This window comes from Hymenobacter qilianensis (assembly GCF_014638675.1).
Taxonomy (GTDB): Bacteria; Bacteroidota; Bacteroidia; order Cytophagales; family Hymenobacteraceae; genus Hymenobacter; species Hymenobacter qilianensis.
Genome location: NZ_BMFN01000001.1, coordinates 867452 through 883920 on the forward strand (window position 1 = coordinate 867452; position 16469 = coordinate 883920).

At 57.9% G+C, this 16469-nt stretch carries 13 protein-coding genes and 1 pseudogene; 3 read left to right on the forward strand and 11 right to left on the reverse strand.

Going from position 1 to position 16469, the window contains the following annotated elements; translation table 11 throughout:
* Nucleotides 1–141: 141 nt before the first annotated feature.
* Complete coding sequence (locus tag IEW06_RS03625; protein WP_188547459.1) at nt 142–1272, reverse strand: putative sensor domain DACNV-containing protein; 1131 nt, start codon at nt 1270–1272, stop codon at nt 142–144.
* A 529-nt stretch (nt 1273–1801) separates the two neighbouring features.
* On the opposite strand from IEW06_RS03625, the gene IEW06_RS03630 reads away from it, so the two are divergent.
* Complete coding sequence (locus IEW06_RS03630) at nt 1802–2191, forward strand: DUF2750 domain-containing protein (protein WP_187733852.1); 390 nt, start codon at nt 1802–1804, stop codon at nt 2189–2191.
* Between the two features lie 343 nt (nt 2192–2534).
* Here the strand turns inward: IEW06_RS03630 and IEW06_RS03635 are convergent, their stop codons facing one another.
* From IEW06_RS03635 to IEW06_RS03655, 5 genes are all read right to left on the reverse strand, one after another.
* On the reverse strand, nt 2535–3785 hold the full coding sequence (locus IEW06_RS03635) for a 5-(carboxyamino)imidazole ribonucleotide synthase (RefSeq protein ID WP_229743031.1): 1251 nt from the start codon (nt 3783–3785) through the stop codon (nt 2535–2537).
* On the reverse strand, nt 3782–4294 hold the full coding sequence (purE, locus tag IEW06_RS03640; RefSeq protein WP_188547461.1) for a 5-(carboxyamino)imidazole ribonucleotide mutase: 513 nt from the start codon (nt 4292–4294) through the stop codon (nt 3782–3784). The genes IEW06_RS03635 and purE overlap by 4 nt, the downstream gene beginning before the upstream one ends.
* 185 nt (nt 4295–4479) lie before the next feature.
* Nucleotides 4480–4746 carry a hypothetical protein gene (locus tag IEW06_RS03645; protein ID WP_188547463.1) on the reverse strand — a complete coding sequence of 89 codons (267 nt, stop codon included), beginning with the start codon at nt 4744–4746 and terminating at the stop codon, nt 4480–4482.
* A 44-nt stretch (nt 4747–4790) separates the two neighbouring features.
* The gene (locus IEW06_RS03650) at nt 4791–6071 is read right to left on the reverse strand and encodes a dihydroorotase (protein WP_187733849.1); all 1281 of its coding nucleotides are present in this window, start codon (nt 6069–6071) and stop codon (nt 4791–4793) included.
* 79 nt (nt 6072–6150) lie between these two features.
* Complete coding sequence (locus IEW06_RS03655; RefSeq protein WP_188547465.1) at nt 6151–7134, reverse strand: aspartate carbamoyltransferase catalytic subunit; 984 nt, start codon at nt 7132–7134, stop codon at nt 6151–6153.
* A gap of 976 nt (nt 7135–8110) precedes the next feature.
* Here IEW06_RS03655 and IEW06_RS20965 point away from each other — a divergent pair.
* Nucleotides 8111–8284: pseudogene (locus tag IEW06_RS20965) on the forward strand (hypothetical protein); the annotation flags it as partial.
* 79 nt (nt 8285–8363) lie between these two features.
* On the opposite strand, the gene IEW06_RS03665 reads toward IEW06_RS20965, so the two are convergent.
* On the reverse strand, nt 8364–8816 hold the full coding sequence (locus IEW06_RS03665; protein WP_187733848.1) for a winged helix-turn-helix transcriptional regulator: 453 nt from the start codon (nt 8814–8816) through the stop codon (nt 8364–8366).
* Nucleotides 8817–8898: 82 nt separating this feature from the next.
* On the opposite strand from IEW06_RS03665, the gene IEW06_RS03670 reads away from it, so the two are divergent.
* Nucleotides 8899–9753 carry an SDR family oxidoreductase gene (locus tag IEW06_RS03670; RefSeq protein WP_188547467.1) on the forward strand — a complete coding sequence of 285 codons (855 nt, stop codon included), beginning with the start codon at nt 8899–8901 and terminating at the stop codon, nt 9751–9753.
* 172 nt (nt 9754–9925) lie between these two features.
* Here IEW06_RS03670 and IEW06_RS03675 read toward each other — a convergent pair whose 3' ends face one another.
* The 4 genes from IEW06_RS03675 to IEW06_RS03690 form a co-directional block, all read right to left on the reverse strand.
* Complete coding sequence (locus IEW06_RS03675) at nt 9926–10465, reverse strand: DUF1697 domain-containing protein (RefSeq protein WP_187733847.1); 540 nt, start codon at nt 10463–10465, stop codon at nt 9926–9928.
* 69 nt (nt 10466–10534) lie between these two features.
* Complete coding sequence (locus IEW06_RS03680; protein WP_187733846.1) at nt 10535–11989, reverse strand: L-lactate permease; 1455 nt, start codon at nt 11987–11989, stop codon at nt 10535–10537.
* A gap of 105 nt (nt 11990–12094) precedes the next feature.
* Nucleotides 12095–14881 (reverse strand): cation-transporting P-type ATPase, encoded by a 2787-nt coding sequence (locus IEW06_RS03685; RefSeq protein ID WP_188547469.1) that lies wholly within the window; start codon nt 14879–14881, stop codon nt 12095–12097.
* Between the two features lie 232 nt (nt 14882–15113).
* A complete protein-coding gene (locus IEW06_RS03690; protein ID WP_188547471.1) occupies nt 15114–16370 on the reverse strand; it encodes a S41 family peptidase in 1257 nt (418 codons plus the stop codon).
* Between the last annotated feature and the right edge of the window lie 99 nt (nt 16371–16469).

The following is a 16469-nucleotide window of genomic DNA, read 5'->3' on the forward strand; positions in this document are numbered from 1 at the left end:
GCAGCGAAGCATCTCGCGTGTTTACTAAGATTAGTAATCCTTCATCAGCACGCGATATGCTTCGTCCCTGGCTTGATGCGCCACATGCTCTGCATGACACCAATATAAAATCGCAAAATGCTTTCTAAGATCAATAGCCCCCTACAGCAGCAGCACATCAATGCGGTGGGCGTGCACCATTTCCAGGGAAGTTGACCAGGCAAACACTGTAAAGAAGCCATCCTGCGACGCTACCAGGGCCACAGTGTCGCGTTGGTCGTACACAAACTGCGCGGCGGCGAGGTGGCGGGTGCCGCCGTTCTGGGCCGGATGCATGTACTTGGCCTCGCTTTCCACGACGGGTTCCGTGAGCACCATTTTATCGACGGGCGTGCTGGATCTGGCGCGGGCTACCTTCGCCCCAAAGGCCAGCAGATGATAGTCGCGGGTGATGATGGTGGCCCCATCCACGGCTGTAAAGCCCCCCACGATGCCAATGGCCCGCTGAATCTCTTCCCGCCACTCCCACTTGGCTTGCTCCTGCTGCCGAACTTCGGCAATGCCCGTATACACGGGCAGCACGGGGTAAGTCATGGGATGCACAATCGACTCCTGCCACTTGTTCGACTCGGTGGGCACCACCAGCACCAATCCGCCCCGGCCGTGGGCGCGCATCACGCCCGCCAGCTCCACCAGCACAGTATCCAGCTCGCCGGCCGCATCGGGCAGCCCTGGTTCGGGCAGAAACTTCTGTAGCGCGGGGCAGTCATCTACGGCCGTGTTTTCGATATCGACCAGCTGGAGCTGCTCGCCGCGCAGGATGGCCACGTTCACAAACTTGCCGAAGCCATCGGCGCGGCGGTGCTTGGCTACCAGCAGGCCGGGCTCCACTACCTCCAGTACAAAGCACAGCGGCGGTGTGCCTGTGGCGGTGCCCCACACATAGAGGCCCTCTTCATCGTACCACACCCCCAGGTGAATGCCCGGCAGCTCTACGGCAGGCGCTAGTTTGAGCAGGTTATAGGGTATAAGGCGACGCTTGGTAAACTCCACGGCCTGGGTTGCCTGCGTGGGCTCCAGCAAAGCCAGCGAAATCTTGGGTGGGTGCCCCTCCTCCCGGCGCAGACTAGCCCAAAACGCTACATCTATCATCACTTCCACCAGATGCGCCGACGGTGGCGGCCCCAGATTGACCGCCTGCTGGGCGCTGGCCGCTGCCCGATGCCGTATAAAGTGAGCTTCAATCATCGGGGCCACCACGCGGGCCGCTAGGTAGGTGGGTTCAGAAAGCATACGGACAAGTACAGAGCTTTGGAAACAGGAAGCTACTATACGTGCGCTAATCAGTCAAAGCTGGAGTAGCTTCCGCACCACTGAATTTTGGTGCTGGGGGGCTTTTTATCAGGTGCTTCAGCTGCTGAGGTTTAGCCACTGCTTACCTTAAAAGCAGAAGAAGCTGGAGTTACAAAATTCACATCAGGCAGCTTTACCCGGCGCTGCCAAAAACAGGCAGCCAACCGTACGCAGGAGTTGTTACGTGGCGCTGACAGATAAGGAAACCTTATTGGAAGAGGTTGATATTTCAAAAGTACTACGGATGAATCGTTCAGGTGAGTATGAGTCAAACCGTCACTATTCCGAGGCTGGGGGTATAACTCTTCTTATGTCAAGCGACTTTTTAAGGAATGGATATGAGTGACTGCGCAGCCTTCTATCTGCGTTTTATCTACTTTCACGGTTGCTGATTGGCAGCTTCGCTAGAGCTTGTAAATTCGAGCGTGTAAGCTTGCCAGTAGAACCTTATCGAGCCCATCCTTATTATATGCGCAACCCCAATCCGAAAGAAATTGAAGCCGTCTCTAAGCTACCAGCATTCAAGCGCTATCAGCATCTTATTAAACACGTAGCCGACACCGAAATAGTCTTCGTTTTAGTGGACGAGTACGGGACTTGCGCCATGAGCGAAGTAGAGGGGAAACACCTGCTGGCCATCTGGCCGGCAGCCGCTTATGCCGAGTTGAATAAAGTTGGGGAATGGAGCCCCTACACGGTCGAGCCACTCGCCTTGGAACACTTCATGCAGCAGGTGGTGCCCGAAGCAGCAAACATAGGCCACTTGATTGATGCCTTTCCGATGAACGACAAGACCGGCTTTGTGGTCTCGTCCGAGGAACTGCTGCGAGATTTACAGGCCGAGCTTTCCAACTATTAAGCTATCTCAAGCGGACGCGTCACACCATATTTAACTCAGCACCTCTTGCCTTTTCACTGTCTTAGAAGGCGAATTATGATAAGCGACTGATTGTTGTAGTAAGCATAAATACTTAATAACGGCCATTCATAAGTGCGCCCAACGAGTTTATACTAGAGTTCAGAGTATTAATAATCACCCCATTTTTGGACAAGCAACTGGAGTCACGACGCGAGAGGCTTTCTCGGTTGTAAACCACTAGCGCACAGCCGCTGGGGATTCATTCTTGTGGCCTCTTTTCGAGCTTGGCGGCGCCTACCGTTGCACAAAGTGCGGGAGGCTGGTCAAGAGCAGAAAATGGCCTCTAGATGGCGTCCTGCCCCGGCAAGTGGAGCAAACCAGCGGCGCGGCGCGCCACGGCTTTGACACTGGCGACATCCGGACCGGTGATGGTCAGGTGACCCATCTTGCGGCCGGCGCGCGCCTGCACCTTGCCGTACAGGTGCAGGTGGGTTCCTGGCAAGCTCAGTACGGAGTGCCAGTCCGGCTCCTGCGGTTGACCGTTGGCATCAAACCACACCTCGCCCAGCAGGTTGAGCATGATGGCTGGGGAATGCTGGCGCGGCTGTGGCAAGGGCAAGCCCGCCATGGCATGGACCTGCAAGTCAAACTGCGACGCGTCACAGGCGTCCAGGGTGTAGTGGCCGCTGTTGTGCGGGCGCGGGGCCATCTCGTTGACCACCAAGCTGCCGTGCGCGCTGCCGTCTTTCACCACAAAAAACTCGACGCACAGCACCCCGACATAACTGAGATGCTGAGCGATGGAAACGGCCGCATCTCGGGCACTAGTTGCCAGGGCGGGGGGCAAATTTCCTTTGTAGGCGTGGGTCACGGCCAAAATGCCGTCGACATGTACGTTGCGCTGGGGGGCAAAACTGACGACTTGCCCGTCCCAGCCGCGCGCCACCAGCACCGAACACTCAGCGGTTAGCGGCAGCATCTTTTCCAGCACGCATGCGGCGCTGCCCAACTCCGCCCAGGCAGCAGCCAGTTCCTCGGCGGTCTTGACGCGAACCTGGCCCTTGCCGTCGTAGCCCATGCGCGCGGTTTTAAGGATGCCAGGCAGCAAATCCGCTCGGTTATCCTGGACGGCCTGCAGCTGGGCCGGTGTCTCAATCACCGCATAGGGCGCACAGGTCACCCCCGACACGGCAGCGCAGGCCGCGAAGTGGGCTTTTTCCTCAATGCGGTTTTGGGCAATGCCCACCACGGCCGCGCCAGGCGCCACAGGCCGGGTCTGCGCCAGCGTTTGCAGGGCCTGGGCCGGCACGTTTTCAAACTCGGTGGTAATGGCCTGGCACAGGTGGGCCAGTTGAGCCAGCCCGGCCGGGTCGTCGTAGCCGGTCTGGATGTGGTGGTGACTCACGAGCCCGGCCGGGCTTTGCGCGTCGGGCTCCAGCACGGCGGTGAAGTAGCCCAGGCGCTGGGCGGCGTGCACAAACATCCGACCCAGTTGGCCGCCCCCTAGCACCCCCAGGGTAGCCCGCTGGCCTGCGGCGTCTACACTACCTGGGAAAACAGGAATCATGGTGGTTACGTGACTGTCGTTGCTCATATGGGCAGGGTCATGGCGCGAGCGGCTTCGGTTTGTTCGGCGCGAAACGCCTGCAGCTTGGCCGCCAGGGCCGCGTCGTGCAGGGCCAGCAGGCTGACGGCGAACAGCGCCGCATTAGCCGCCCCGGCAGCGCCAATTGCAAACGTGGCCACGGGCACCCCTTTGGGCATTTGCACGATGCTGTGCAACGAGTCCACCCCCTGCAAATGGCGACTGGCCACCGGCACCCCCAGCACAGGCAGCGCGGTTTTGGCGGCCATCATGCCCGGCAGGTGGGCGGCACCACCCGCACCGGCGATGATAGCCTGCAAGCCGCGCGGACCGGCTTGTTCAGCGTAAGCAAATAAGTCGTCGGGCATGCGGTGGGCCGACACCACCCGCGCTTCGTGGGCCACGCCAAAGTCCGCGAGAATCTGCACGGCATGCTGCATGGTGTCCCAGTCGCTGCTGGAGCCCATGATCACGCCGACTAGGGGCTTGGGGGTATTAGGGGAGGAAGGTGTATTCATCGAAGTTATCAAAACGTCATGCTGAGCTTGCCGAAGCATCTCTACCGCTTCGTTGGGATCAACCTTCCCAAATATCTAAATCAATTGCTTCTCAAGTCGGATTAAATGCCGTAATCAGTACATCTGCCGATATACAAAACGGTTTGATTGGTCAGAATGTAGACGTACATACTGGGCTGAAACAGTTATGGCAGTTGAAGAAACCTGTACATAATGAGCCAGACTATAATTGCAGCAGAATACAGAAGGAGTTTACTTTTTCCTGTATTATCAGCGACAAGAAATGCTGCGAAGAATAGCCCAGCACTCAGTACTGCAAAAAGAATCCCATCTGTTCCATCTTCTACTTGACTGAGCATGACACCAAGGACGATACCTGTTGTCAGGAATAGCCCTTTGATGAGTTGATTTTTCTCCTTTTCTGTCATTAATAATTTTGCACGAGGTTGCAACGAAGCGGTGGAGATGCTTCGACAAGCTCAGCATGACATTCTACCTATCTGCGCTCTAGCAGGATTTCCGCACCTAAAACCACTAAGTCTACCCGGCCTTTCAACGTCTGGTCGATGAAGGGCGTGTTCTGGGATTTGGATTTCATGAATTCACGCGTGAAGGTCGTTTCCGCTTCAGTATCGAATAAGACGCACTCAGCTTGTTGGCCTACTTCAATGGCGGGTACCGGCAGGCCCATCAGGCGGCGTGGCTCCGCCGAATAGCGCTTCACCACTAAATCCCACCCAAATTTGCCGGGTTCAACGAAGAAGTGATGGAGCGACACCAGGGCTGTATCCAAGCCAGTGATACCGTTGGGCGCGCTGATGAAATCCTGTGCTTTTTCGAACGGCGTGTGCGGCGCGTGGTCGGTGGCAATCAGGTCGAATACGCCTTCGATGAGCCCTTCGAGCAGGGCATCACAATCCGCCTGCGTGCGTAGCGGTGGGTTCATCTTGTAATTCGTGTCGTAGTCGCCGATGTCTTCGTCGGTGAATAACAGGTGGTGCGGAGTTACTTCCGCCGTCACCTTCACGTCGCCGCGCGACTTCCACGAGCGGATAGTTTCCATACCGAGCTTACTGGACACGTGCTGGATATGCACGTGCGCGCCCGCCGCGTGGGCCAGGCGGATGTCGCGGTCGATGATGATTTCCTCAGCGCAAGCCGGCGAGCCCTTGATGCCAAGCCGGTAGCTCATCACCCCTTCGTTGAGGGCGCGCGGCCCGGCCAGCTCCGGCACCTCGCAGTGGCTGGCGAAAAACATTCCAAACTCGGTGGCGTACTGCATGGCCCGCAGCAGCACCGCCGGGTCGCTAGTGGTATCCCCGTCGTCGGTGAGCATTGTCACGCCGAGCCTGTGCATGCCCTCGATTTCCGCCAGTTCCTTGCCCTCGCGGTTCTTAGTGACACAGCCGGAGGTGTACACCGGAATGCGGGACCGGTCCTTAGCATTTTCCAGCACCGTAGCCACGGCCGTTGCCGAGTCGAGGGCCGGGCGGGTGTTAGGCATCATGACCACGCCAGTAATGCCGCCGTTGATGGCCGCTTCGCTGCCCGTGGTGATGGTTTCCTTGTTCTCAAATCCGGGCGCGCGGAAATGGACGTGGGCATCAAACATGCCCGGCATAAGGATGCGGCCACGCGCGTCGATGATGCGGGCACCCTCGGGAATGGCCAGGTTGAGGCCGATGCCCTGAATTTTTCCTTCGACAATCAGGACATCGCTCTCAAGAAGCACGGGTGAATTTTCGGAGGCTATGCGGGCGTTTTGAAGGAGAAGCATGAAGTAATAATTGCTGTAAACCGGCAAGGGGTATGGAAGATATAAATGAAAGAGCGGCGTCAGCCGTTGCGTCCGGCGGTCAGGGCATCACCACTGTCGAGCTAGCCCGCTGCCGCGTGGCATAGGTTGATTCCTGCTTCGGGAAGTCCCCGCCGGGGGTGAGCCAGTCGAGCACGGCCATGCGGATGGAGATGCCATTTTCGACCTGGTTAGTGATCAGGCTGCGCTCGTAGTCCATCACGGCGTCGCACAGCTCGACCCCCCGGTTCACGGGGCCGGGGTGCATGATGTAGAGGCCGCGGTCACGGATTTCCGCCAGCCGGGCGTTGGTGATGCCGTAGACCCGGTGGTATTCCCGGACGTTGGGAAAAAACTGCACGTCCTGGCGCTCCATCTGCACACGGAGCAGGTACACCACATCGGGTGCCCAGGCCATGGCCGCCTCGTAGTCGGTGAAGCGGCGAATGCTTTCCGGGACATACTTGGGCACCAGCGACCCCGGGCCGAGATAAGCGACCTCGACGCCTAGCTTTTGCAGCAACGTGCTGGTAGAGCGCGCCACGCGGGAGTGGAGAATATCGCCGATGATGAGGACTTTTTTGCCCCGAGGGTCAGGAAATTTTTCCTTGATGGTGAAGGCGTCCAGCAAGGCCTGCGTCGGGTGCTCGTGCGCCCCGTCGCCGGCATTAATGACCGAAGCCGTGGTTTGGCGGGCAATCATGCCGGGCAGTCCAGGGTGACTATGACGGACGACGATGTAGTCGGTGCGCATGGCCTGGAGCGTCTCGATTGTTTCGCGCACCGACTCGCCCTTGGTGATGGAGGAATGGTCGACGTTGAAATTCGTTACCTCCGCCGAGAGGCGTTTGGCCGCGACCTCGAAGGAGGAGTGCGTCCGGGTGCTGGCCTCATAGAACAGCATGAGCACGGACTTGCCCTCGAGGGCGGGGATTTTTTTCACCGACCGGGTGAACAGCTTTTTAAAGGATGTGGATTGGTCGAGCAGGAACTCGATTTCCTCACGGTGAAGGGATGCGATGTCGAGCAGGTCTTTACGTGCCATACCAAAGTGAAGGAAAAGTGAGGGCGTCTAGCTAAAACGGACAATGTGCATTCTTATCTACCACTACCCATGCCGGAGAAACTGGCGGCTGGTGTGGGCCGAGGCAATGGCGGCAGCCGCCACCGTTGGCAGAGAGGGTGTTGGCGTCCGGGGGATATATTAATCGGGTGCGGAGCAGCAGTCGATGAACTCAACGGACATAAAAAAACCGTTTCGGAATCCGAAACGGTAGCGGGGCAGCACTCAAAAAAAATAACGGAAATACCAGAGGCAAAATCGGGAGAACCGATGGCGGCGAAGACCTTTTGGTCCACTCGCGGCTCCCTGCCGAGCAGGGTATCTCCGCGCTTCATCAACAAGTTTTTTGGTTGAAGCATGCTGCAAAACTACGGCATTGTTGCGCTCGGTAGCTCATCGGCCATGGTGGTTTTTTTTCGCGCCGCTTTTCGCAAATTTTATTTTCGACCTAATGGACTAGACAACGCACTTTTGCGAGTCTTTTCGCCATCAAAAAAAATTATGGCTCGCGTAACCAATTGTTTGGCAAGCACAATCCGCTCTAACTTTAGCTCTTTATTCCGCTCGCTTCAGCTGGTGGGCCACCACTTTCCGGGGGCAAGCAGACCCTGAACTACTTGGTAGTTCAGGGTCTGCTTCATTTTCGGGCAGCACAATGGGTATGGAGGTGGTTTGGTTCGGCTGGACAGTTCTGGGGGGCTTTCTTCTGTGATAGCAGCCAAAACCATTAGGGCTTCGCCCGACATACGGCGTTAATACGACGAGACCCTGAACTCCACAGCCCTGCGCCGCCCGCCGGCTAGGCGGCCGGGCGCATCGTGCACTATGACTAGAGCAGCCAGTACACGGCCTCCTGTTTTAAGGCCTTTTCGCCAAATACGGTGCGCTGCAAAGGATGAGCCGGTGCGGCAACTGCTACGACAACACCCTTGCCGAATCGTTTTAGAAGCGCTTAAAGGTCGAATTAGTCGACGGTGGCCGTTTCACTGCCTTAACCGAAGCCAACCTGGAAATCAGCTACCATATCGCTTATCACAACGCCGGAAGGCGTCATTCTTCGCTCGGCTACCTCGCACCCAACCATTTGAAAAGTAACTTGAAACAATATCTCAGCTTGGTTCACCTTAGCTAGACAACCTAATGAGCTTTCCCCCATTTCTGGGCAGCCAATTAGAGCTACGACGCGAATTACTTTTTCTATTATATAATCATTAGCGCAAATCCGCTGATACGGCCGGTTCCTGGGCTCCTTCTTGGTTTGGCTGTTTCGCCCACCGTTGTGCAATATGCGGCAGGCTGGTTTCAATCCAATCCGCCAGGTCCCGCACCTTCTCGGCGGCCTGCTGGCCCAGCGGTGTCAGGCTGTACTCCACGTGCGGCGGCACCACATCAAAGGCTACTCTATTTACTAGGCCATCTGCTTCTAGCCATTGCAGGGTTTGAGCCAGCATCCGCTCACTCACGCCGCCAATCAGCCGGCGCAACTCGCTGAAGCGTCGGGTTGTGGGGCCTTGTAAGGCAATGAGTACCAACACTCCCCAGCGGCTGGTCATGTGCTTGAGCACGGTGCGCGACGGGCAGGCCTCTGCCATCAAATCGCCGCGCTGAAACTTGTCGGAAAGCGTATCAGGTTGCTTGGGGGGCAAAATCGAATCTTTTTTCATACTTACCTTTCTGTACGTACTTACTTTATGTAAGTATACATTTTACTTTTGGCTTTTCATTCACTGATTACACACATACTCTATGACTATCGCCATCACAGGAGCCACCGGGCAGCTAGGCCGCCTAGTTGTTGAAAAACTAAAAGCCCAGATTGGGGCTGACCACATTATTGGGCTGGTGCGCTCCAAGGCCAAGGCCGCTGACTTAGGTGTACCGACCCGCCAAGCTGACTATTCCCAGCCCGATACGCTCCCCGCCGCGCTGGCCGGCGTCGATACGCTGCTCTTAATTTCTTCCAACGAAGTGGGACAGCGCATAGCCCAGCACCGCAACGTCATTGAGGCTGCCAAGCAGGCTGGTGTACAGCGAATTGTGTATACCAGCGTATTGCACGCCGATACTTCGTCGCTGAGCCTGGCGGATGAGCATCTTGCTACCGAGGCGCTGCTTAAAGAATCCGGTCTGGAGTACACGCTGCTGCGCAATGGCTGGTACACCGAAAACCACCTGGGCTCGATTCCGGGCGCATTGGCCGGGGGGGCATTTTTGGGCAGCGCGCAGGAAGGTCGCATCTCGTCGGCTACACGGGAATACTTTGCCGAGGCGGCAGTAGCGGCCCTCACCGGCGAAGGGCACGCCGGCCAGACCTACGAGCTAGCGGGCGACGAATCCTATACGCTTGCTGATCTGGCTGCTGAAGTTTCGCGCCAGACCGGCAAAACGATTCCTTACCGGGATCTGCCCGCCGCCGAGTATGCCGCTGCGCTTACTGGTTTTGGCTTGCCCAAAGGGCTGGCTGAGGCTATTGCTGGCTGGGACGTAAGTGCCTCCCAGGGTGCTCTCTTCGATGACAGCCGGCAACTTTCCAAGCTCATCGCCCGCCCGACTACTCCCCTATCCAAAGCTGTCGCCGACGCTCTGAAGCAAGCTTCATAACTGCGCTTCAGAAGCTGTTCAGGTAATACAGCGTAGAGACGCAATAGTTGGAGTCTCCTTGCGAAAGAACTATTCGACGAAAAGACGCAAAATATTGCGTCTCTACATGATAAAGGCATTTGTTTGCTAGCTCAAACAGCCTGTTAAGGAGGTGTGAGTACTTCCGCGCTACTCAACTATTCCTTGCGGCTGCCAGAATTTTGGCGGCCGTGGGGAAGAAGCGCGTAGTGGTCCGGCGCCCAAGTGTTTTATCCAGAAAAGATAGGGTAGCTGGCGCGCGGCCGTCGATGATGTGCCAGATAACGAAGGCTTCGTGGTCGGTGAGGTGCACGATTTCCATATCCCCTTTGGGTGAGCGGAGCGGCAGCACCAGGCCGGTAGGCGCGGAGTCGGTCAGAAACATCAGGCACAGACGCATGTCGTCTGTCACGGTGAGGTGACTGAAGGGATTGAGGACCAGCAGATGCTCCAGCTCCTCCGGGCTGCGCAGAAATGTGGGCACGGCATAGCCCAGGGCCTGCTCTAGGTGCTGCTCAATGCGGGCGGTAAGCAAGGCTCTGTCTTGCACGGGCGCGTCGAAGAACACGTTGCCGGTTTGGATGTAGGTGCGCACGTTGGCAAAGCCTAGCTCCGTGAAGAGGCGGCGCAGCACTTCCATCGTCACGCGGTGGCCGCCCACGTTGATGCCGCGTAGCAAGGCGATGTAGGTCATGTGATCTGGGGGGCTTTTTGTGATGGCGTAAGTTGATCAGCCAAGCTACAAAAAGCCCCCCAGGCCTGCTTAAGCGCTGATCAGCAGCCAGGCCATGCCCAGCAGCCCCGCCAATAACGCAGCCAGAAGCGTAGGAACCAGATTATTCGCCAGGATAGTCTTGTAGTTCTTGATGCCCGCGACGGAGGCGGCGGCAATGATATTGAACAGACAGATAGCATTGCCCAGACTCGCCCCTACCAGCTGCAATGCCAGTACCACGGTAGTGCTCAGGCCCAGAGAGGCGGCTGTGTGCTGCTGGGAGGCTCCAAAAACCAGGTTGGAAATAGTAGTGCTGCCCGTAATAAAAGCGCCCATCACACCGATGAAGGGTGCCAGCACCGGGTAGGCGGGTCCGAGCCGGCTGAGTAGCTCGGCTATGTACTTGACCATAGAGGGCTGCTGCACGCCGGAATAAATCATCAGCTGGGCAATAGCCACCGACGGAAACAACACCCCAAACACGCTCACCATTTTGCCCAACGGTTCGCGCAGGTGCAGGGAGGGGCTGTGGCGGAAATAAGCCACGCCTAGCCCTACCGCTACGAACGGCAGAAACGGCGACTGCAGCGGCTTGAGGCTACCCCGAATGCCGGAGCCAAACATATCCGCGAAGACTAATTCCCAACCCAGCCACAGCCGCAAGGGAGCCAGGAGCTTAGGCAGCAATAATAGCAAGGCTAGCGCCGCGTACGGCAGCCAGGGCCACAGATTGATACTCGTGCCGCGCTGCCGCAGATACAGCACCGCTAGGCCCAGCATAAGCAGGGCACCAAATACGGTAGCCAGCTCGGGCGCCAGCCAGGCCAGCGCACAAAATGGCACTATGATAAACGCATACAGTACCAGCACCTGACGTCGGTTCTTGAGCGCGCCGTGCTGCCGGCCCACCAGCCGAAACACCAGCCCCAGCACCAGCAGTCCCACCAAGCTGATGAGCCCGGCCGCCGTAATACCGATGGTCTGCACCTCGGCGGCCGACAAGCCCAGGGGTAATTGCAGCCCAATCAGAATAGGCGTACCCACGGCCCCGAACAAGGCGAACAAGCCATCGAACAGCAGCACTACCGACACCGACAGCACTGCCTCGAAACCCAGGGCAATCAGAATAAGGGGCACAATAGCGCCGGGAGTGCCAAAGCCCGCCACGCCCTCAAAAAAGGCCGTCAGGCCAATAGCCAGCAGGAAAAACCGAAGTTCCTTGGAAGGGTGAAGCTGATCCAGAGAGTGCGTAAGCTGCCCGATAAGTCCGGTGTGCTGCATGATGGTGTAGAGAAACACCGCGCCCAGCACAATCAGCAGAATATTGACCGTCGTCAGCAACGATACCGCCAGCGCCCCCAGGTAGTGATTCAGGCCCGCGCCCCAGTAAAAGAACAGGATCGTCGTCACCACCCAGCCTACCAGCACCGCTGCCTTAACGCCCTTCGTCAACGAGACAACAACGAGCAGCAGAATAGGCAGCAGCGCGAGCAGATATATCATAGAGGTCAAAAAGGAGAGCGAGGAAACCCAGGAAGTTACGAGTACAGCGTTGTCCCAACGCCTGCACCGGCGCTACCGGTAACTGGGGGGCATTTTGCGGATGTACTAGCCAACTGCCGGCAATGTTCGGGGCTGCCGGGCGCTTCGGACAAGGCTACGAAACCGCAGGTGCTTCTCCACGCTCACGATAAGCCACAGGACGAGGCCCGCTCCTAGAATGCGCAGTAGCTGGGGGGCATTTAGCGGAGCCGAGCTAAACAGGGTATTCATAAAAGGCACGTAGATAAAGGCGGCTTGCAGGGCCAGCATGGCGGCAATGCCGTAGTACACCCACATATTGGAGAAGTAACCAACTTCCTGCGTTGGCCTCACCAGGGAGCGGCAGCTCAGCAGGTAAAACGCCTCCAGCACGATGAGTACCGTAGTAGCCATCGTCTGGGCTTCGGCCAGCGAGGCTCCCTGGTACCGCCGCTCATACAGGTACAAGCCAAACGTGGCAACCAACATCAGCACCCCCACCAGCAGCGTGCGCATGATCAGGTCGCGGGTAAGGATGGGCTCACTGGCCGGGCGGGGCGGACGATCCATAATGCCGGGCTCTCTTGGCTCGAAAGCCAGCGTCAGGCCCAGCAGCACGGCCGTGGTCATATTTATCCACAGAATATGAATCGGCTGCACGGGCAGCTGAGTACCAAAGGCAATAGCCGCTAGGATGGTAAGGCCCTCACCCAGGTTGGTAGGCAGCGTCCAGACTATAAACTTGGTCAGGTTGTCGAACACCCCGCGGCCCTCTTCCACAGCCCCTTCAATAGAAGAAAAGTTGTCGTCGGTGAGCACCATGTCGGCCGCGTCCTTGGCCACGTCGGTGCCGGTGATGCCCATGGCAATGCCGATGTTGGCCTGCTTGAGGGCCGGCGCGTCGTTGACGCCGTCACCAGTCATAGCCACCACCCGGTCGCGGGCCTGCAGGGCTTTGACCAGCCGCAGCTTCTGGTCGGGCGACACGCGCGCAAACACGGAGGTAGTTTCTGCTACTTCTTCCAGCGTTTTATCGTCGATCTGCTGCAGCTCCTTGCCTGTCAGGGCCACTAGCTTGCCGTTGTGCTGGCGTCCTTTCAGCCCAATTTCGCCGGCAATGGCGGCGGCCGTGGCCGCGTGGTCACCGGTAATCATTTTCACGTCGATGCCCGCTGCCTGGCAGAGCCGCACGGCCTCTATGGCTTCCTGGCGTGGCGGGTCAATCATGGCTTGCAGGCCTAGAAACACCAGGTCCCGGCTGGTGTAGTCGTGGCTGATGGCTGCCAGGGTAGCGGGGGCGTCGGCCGTGGCAAAGGCCAGTACGCGCATCCCTTCATTGGCCATAGTTTCTACCTGATGCATAATCACGGCCTTATCCAGTGGGGCCAGGTCCCCATTGGCCTGCATACTCTTGGCACAGCGCTCCAACACGGCTTCCACCGACCCTTTCAGGTAAATAACAGCCCTAACGCCGCCGTGGAGCGTGGCCATATACTGGTAATGGGACTCAAACGGTATGGTGTCCAAGCGCGGGTAGGCTTCCTCCAACTGGGTCCGCTGGAAGCCCGCCTTGCCGGCCGCGACAAGTAGTGCTCCCTCGGTCGGGTCGCCCTCCACAATCCATTTTCCCTCTTTTTCCTTTACGGCGCTGTCGTTGCAGAGCAAGCCGGCGTGCAGACAGAGTTGCAGGGCCCGGTTGGAGGTAAGGTCAGCTACCTCTTGGCCGCACCGAATTTGGCCTTCGGGCCGGTAGCCCAGGCCTTCTACCTGATACATTTGCCCCCCAGCGGCTATTCGCTGCACGGTCATCTGGTTTTCGGTGAGCGTGCCGGTTTTGTCGGAGCAGATAACGCTGGTACTGCCCAGGGTTTCGACTGCCACCAGCTTGCGAATAATTGCCCGGCGGGCGGCCATTTTTGATACACCCAGAGCCAGCATAATGGTAACGGCCACCGGCAAGCCTTCCGGGATGGCCCCCACGGCCAGGGCTACAACAATCATAAAGGTGTCGGCCTTGCTTTCGCCGCGCAGTATACCCACCACGAAGACCACCACGCAAAGCCCCAGAATGACCCAGAGCAGCAGTTGGCTGAACTCTTTGATTTTCAGGGTGAGCGGCGTCTCCAGGTCTTCAGCGCCGGCAATGGACTGCTGAATTTTACCCACCTCGGTCTGGTCGCCGGTGGCTACTACCACTCCTGTTGCTTGTCCATACGTGACGCTGGTGGAGGCAAAACCCAGGCAGAGCCGGTCGCCCAGCACGTTGTCGGCGGGCACGGCTACAGTGCTCTTTTCCACGGCCACCGATTCGCCGGTCAGCGCCGATTCGTCGACCTGCAGGTCGCGGACTTTCACCAGACGCACATCGGCCGGGAACTTGTTGCCCGATTGCACCAGCACCACGTCGCCGGGCACGAGTTGCAAGGCTTCTATTTCATGCCGGCGGCCGTCCCGGATAACCTGGGCGCGGGCCGTCATGCGCTGGGCTAAGGCATTGATGGCGGTCAGCGCCTTCGACTCCTGCACGTAGCCAATAATGGCGTTGATAAACACCACGGCAAAAATCACAATGGCATCGGTGTACTCCTGCAGAAAGATAGTGACCACCGTGGCGGCCAGCAGAATATAAATCAGCGGCTGGTGAAACTGCAGCAGAAACATAACCAGGGCACTCTGCTGTTGTTTTGGCGTCATTCGGTTCAGGCCTACCTGCTGCTGGCGTCGCGCTACTTCCTCCTCGCTCAACCCCTCCTTCGCCGACACCTGTAGCCGCGCCAGCACTGCATCCGCTTCTAGGCTGTGCCACCCGGGAGCCTGATCAGGAGCTAGCTGTAATGGTCGCTCGCTTACCTTTTTTGCTTCTAGAACACGCATAGCCTATTCATTTTTTACCGCTCCGCAAAGGAAGACCACGCACGCGGCTGAATCCATGACGTAGGTCATGTCAAGAGTTAACTCTTTGCACTGCCACACGGGGCTAGGCTGGTGCCTGGGCTGCCCGAAGGGTCTTGCTTGCTGCGTCAGCGGTTTCTACAACCTGTGGGGGGCTTTTTGATCACGACTGCTAGCGCCGCGGCCGCCACTTAATGCCAGCGGCAAAGCAGATTTAATGCTTTGAGCTTCTGCGCAAACGAAGCAATGCTACTTCCAGCGTTTTGTCGCTGCCACCCGCAGATGGCGGTACAATTACCTGTGGCACGTAGTTTTCCCGAGGCAACCCATCAATTCGATACAGTCGCTCGGCCGGAATATTAAACCCAATCCCTGAGTTTGGTATCCGAAAAGAGTAGATGGCGCCGTTCAGGCGGGCCATTTCGGTGCCCATTACCGTGGCGCGCTTCATGCCATCCAGCCCGATGGTTATGCCTTCGGGCATGCTGCCCGTCCAGCGCCCTACCAGCACCACAAGCGGCTGGGTGTAAGGATTAGGTCGGGGTGATACCAGCTCTATCCAGGTGCGCTCCACGCCAAACTCCACTTCTTCGGCCGTTAGCTCGTGGCGCTGGTAGGGCTGCTCCTGCGTGATAAAGCGGCCCATAATAGCGCGGGCCACGGTGGTGTTGCCCCCGCTGGGGCATTCCCGCAAATCTAGGATAAGACCTTGCGTGTCGTTTAGGGCCGTCAGGGCGCTGTCGAAGGCGGCAATCAGGGCGTTGTTGCCGAGGCTGTTGTTGATTTTGACGTAGCCAATGGTGCCCAGGCGCTTGCTTTCCAGCAGTCCGGTGTACTGGATGTTTTCCAGGGCGAGGCCGTTTTTGTCGGGGTAAAAGTCTTGCTTTTTGCCCCCCACCCGCACTGTTAGCTTGCGCGGGGTGCGATGGTCGCCGGCCAGCGCCAGGTTGAGGGCTACCTGACGGGCTGCGTCATCTACGGTCTTTAAGCTGCGGCCAATAAAGGGCTGAATAGCTTGCTCTATAGGCATGTCGTTTAGGGCCAATACTTCCATACCGGGTCGCAGCCCCACTTGCTCGGCCCCCAATCCGCGGCGGATATCCACCAGCACAGCTTTGCCTTCTATAAATGCCCCCCACACATCGGTAGCCGACGGTATCAGACGGCGCGAGTCGGGCAGGTTCGTGGAGAGCGAGGCGTGGTTGTCGTACAGCTCATTCAGGGCGTTTTCCAGCAGGCGCACAAACTGGGCGCGGGTTGTGACGCTTTTCAGCTGCGGCTCAGCCGCTTGCCGGACTTTTTCCCAATCGGTTTGCTTCTTGTCGAAGTAGCAGTAATTGCGCTTTACCGTCGTCCAGAAGTAGTCGAAATCCTGCTCGTACTGCGCTGGGGTGAAGGTAGCTTGGGCGCGGAGTGTGGCAGGCAGAAGCAGCAATAACGCGCACAGCAGGCGCCGATAGGTAGGAAGCACTAGGGATGAGTTAAGGTCAGATTTAGAGTATCTAATTACTAAAAGCTGCTGGCATTCCTGCGCCCCCTTCTCCCAGAGGATATTGAGCAATGGAGGCTG

What these genes read in the sequence shown, in the direction of transcription:
- IEW06_RS03670 (WP_188547467.1), top strand. Translation starts at nt 8,899, where the DNA reads ATGACTATCGCCATCACAGGAGCCACCGGGCAGCTAGGCCGCCTAGTT.
- IEW06_RS03685 (WP_188547469.1), bottom strand. Translation starts at nt 14,881, where the DNA reads ATGCGTGTTCTAGAAGCAAAAAAGGTAAGCGAGCGACCATTACAGCTA.
- IEW06_RS03675 (WP_187733847.1), bottom strand. Translation starts at nt 10,465, where the DNA reads ATGACCTACATCGCCTTGCTACGCGGCATCAACGTGGGCGGCCACCGC.
- purE (WP_188547461.1), bottom strand. Translation starts at nt 4,294, where the DNA reads ATGAATACACCTTCCTCCCCTAATACCCCCAAGCCCCTAGTCGGCGTG.
- IEW06_RS03630 (WP_187733852.1), top strand. Translation starts at nt 1,802, where the DNA reads ATGCGCAACCCCAATCCGAAAGAAATTGAAGCCGTCTCTAAGCTACCA.
- IEW06_RS03625 (WP_188547459.1), bottom strand. Translation starts at nt 1,272, where the DNA reads ATGCTTTCTGAACCCACCTACCTAGCGGCCCGCGTGGTGGCCCCGATG.
- IEW06_RS03650 (WP_187733849.1), bottom strand. Translation starts at nt 6,071, where the DNA reads ATGCTTCTCCTTCAAAACGCCCGCATAGCCTCCGAAAATTCACCCGTG.
- IEW06_RS03655 (WP_188547465.1), bottom strand. Translation starts at nt 7,134, where the DNA reads ATGGCACGTAAAGACCTGCTCGACATCGCATCCCTTCACCGTGAGGAA.
- IEW06_RS03665 (WP_187733848.1), bottom strand. Translation starts at nt 8,816, where the DNA reads ATGAAAAAAGATTCGATTTTGCCCCCCAAGCAACCTGATACGCTTTCC.
- IEW06_RS03635 (WP_229743031.1), bottom strand. Translation starts at nt 3,785, where the DNA reads ATGAGCAACGACAGTCACGTAACCACCATGATTCCTGTTTTCCCAGGT.
- IEW06_RS03680 (WP_187733846.1), bottom strand. Translation starts at nt 11,989, where the DNA reads ATGATATATCTGCTCGCGCTGCTGCCTATTCTGCTGCTCGTTGTTGTC.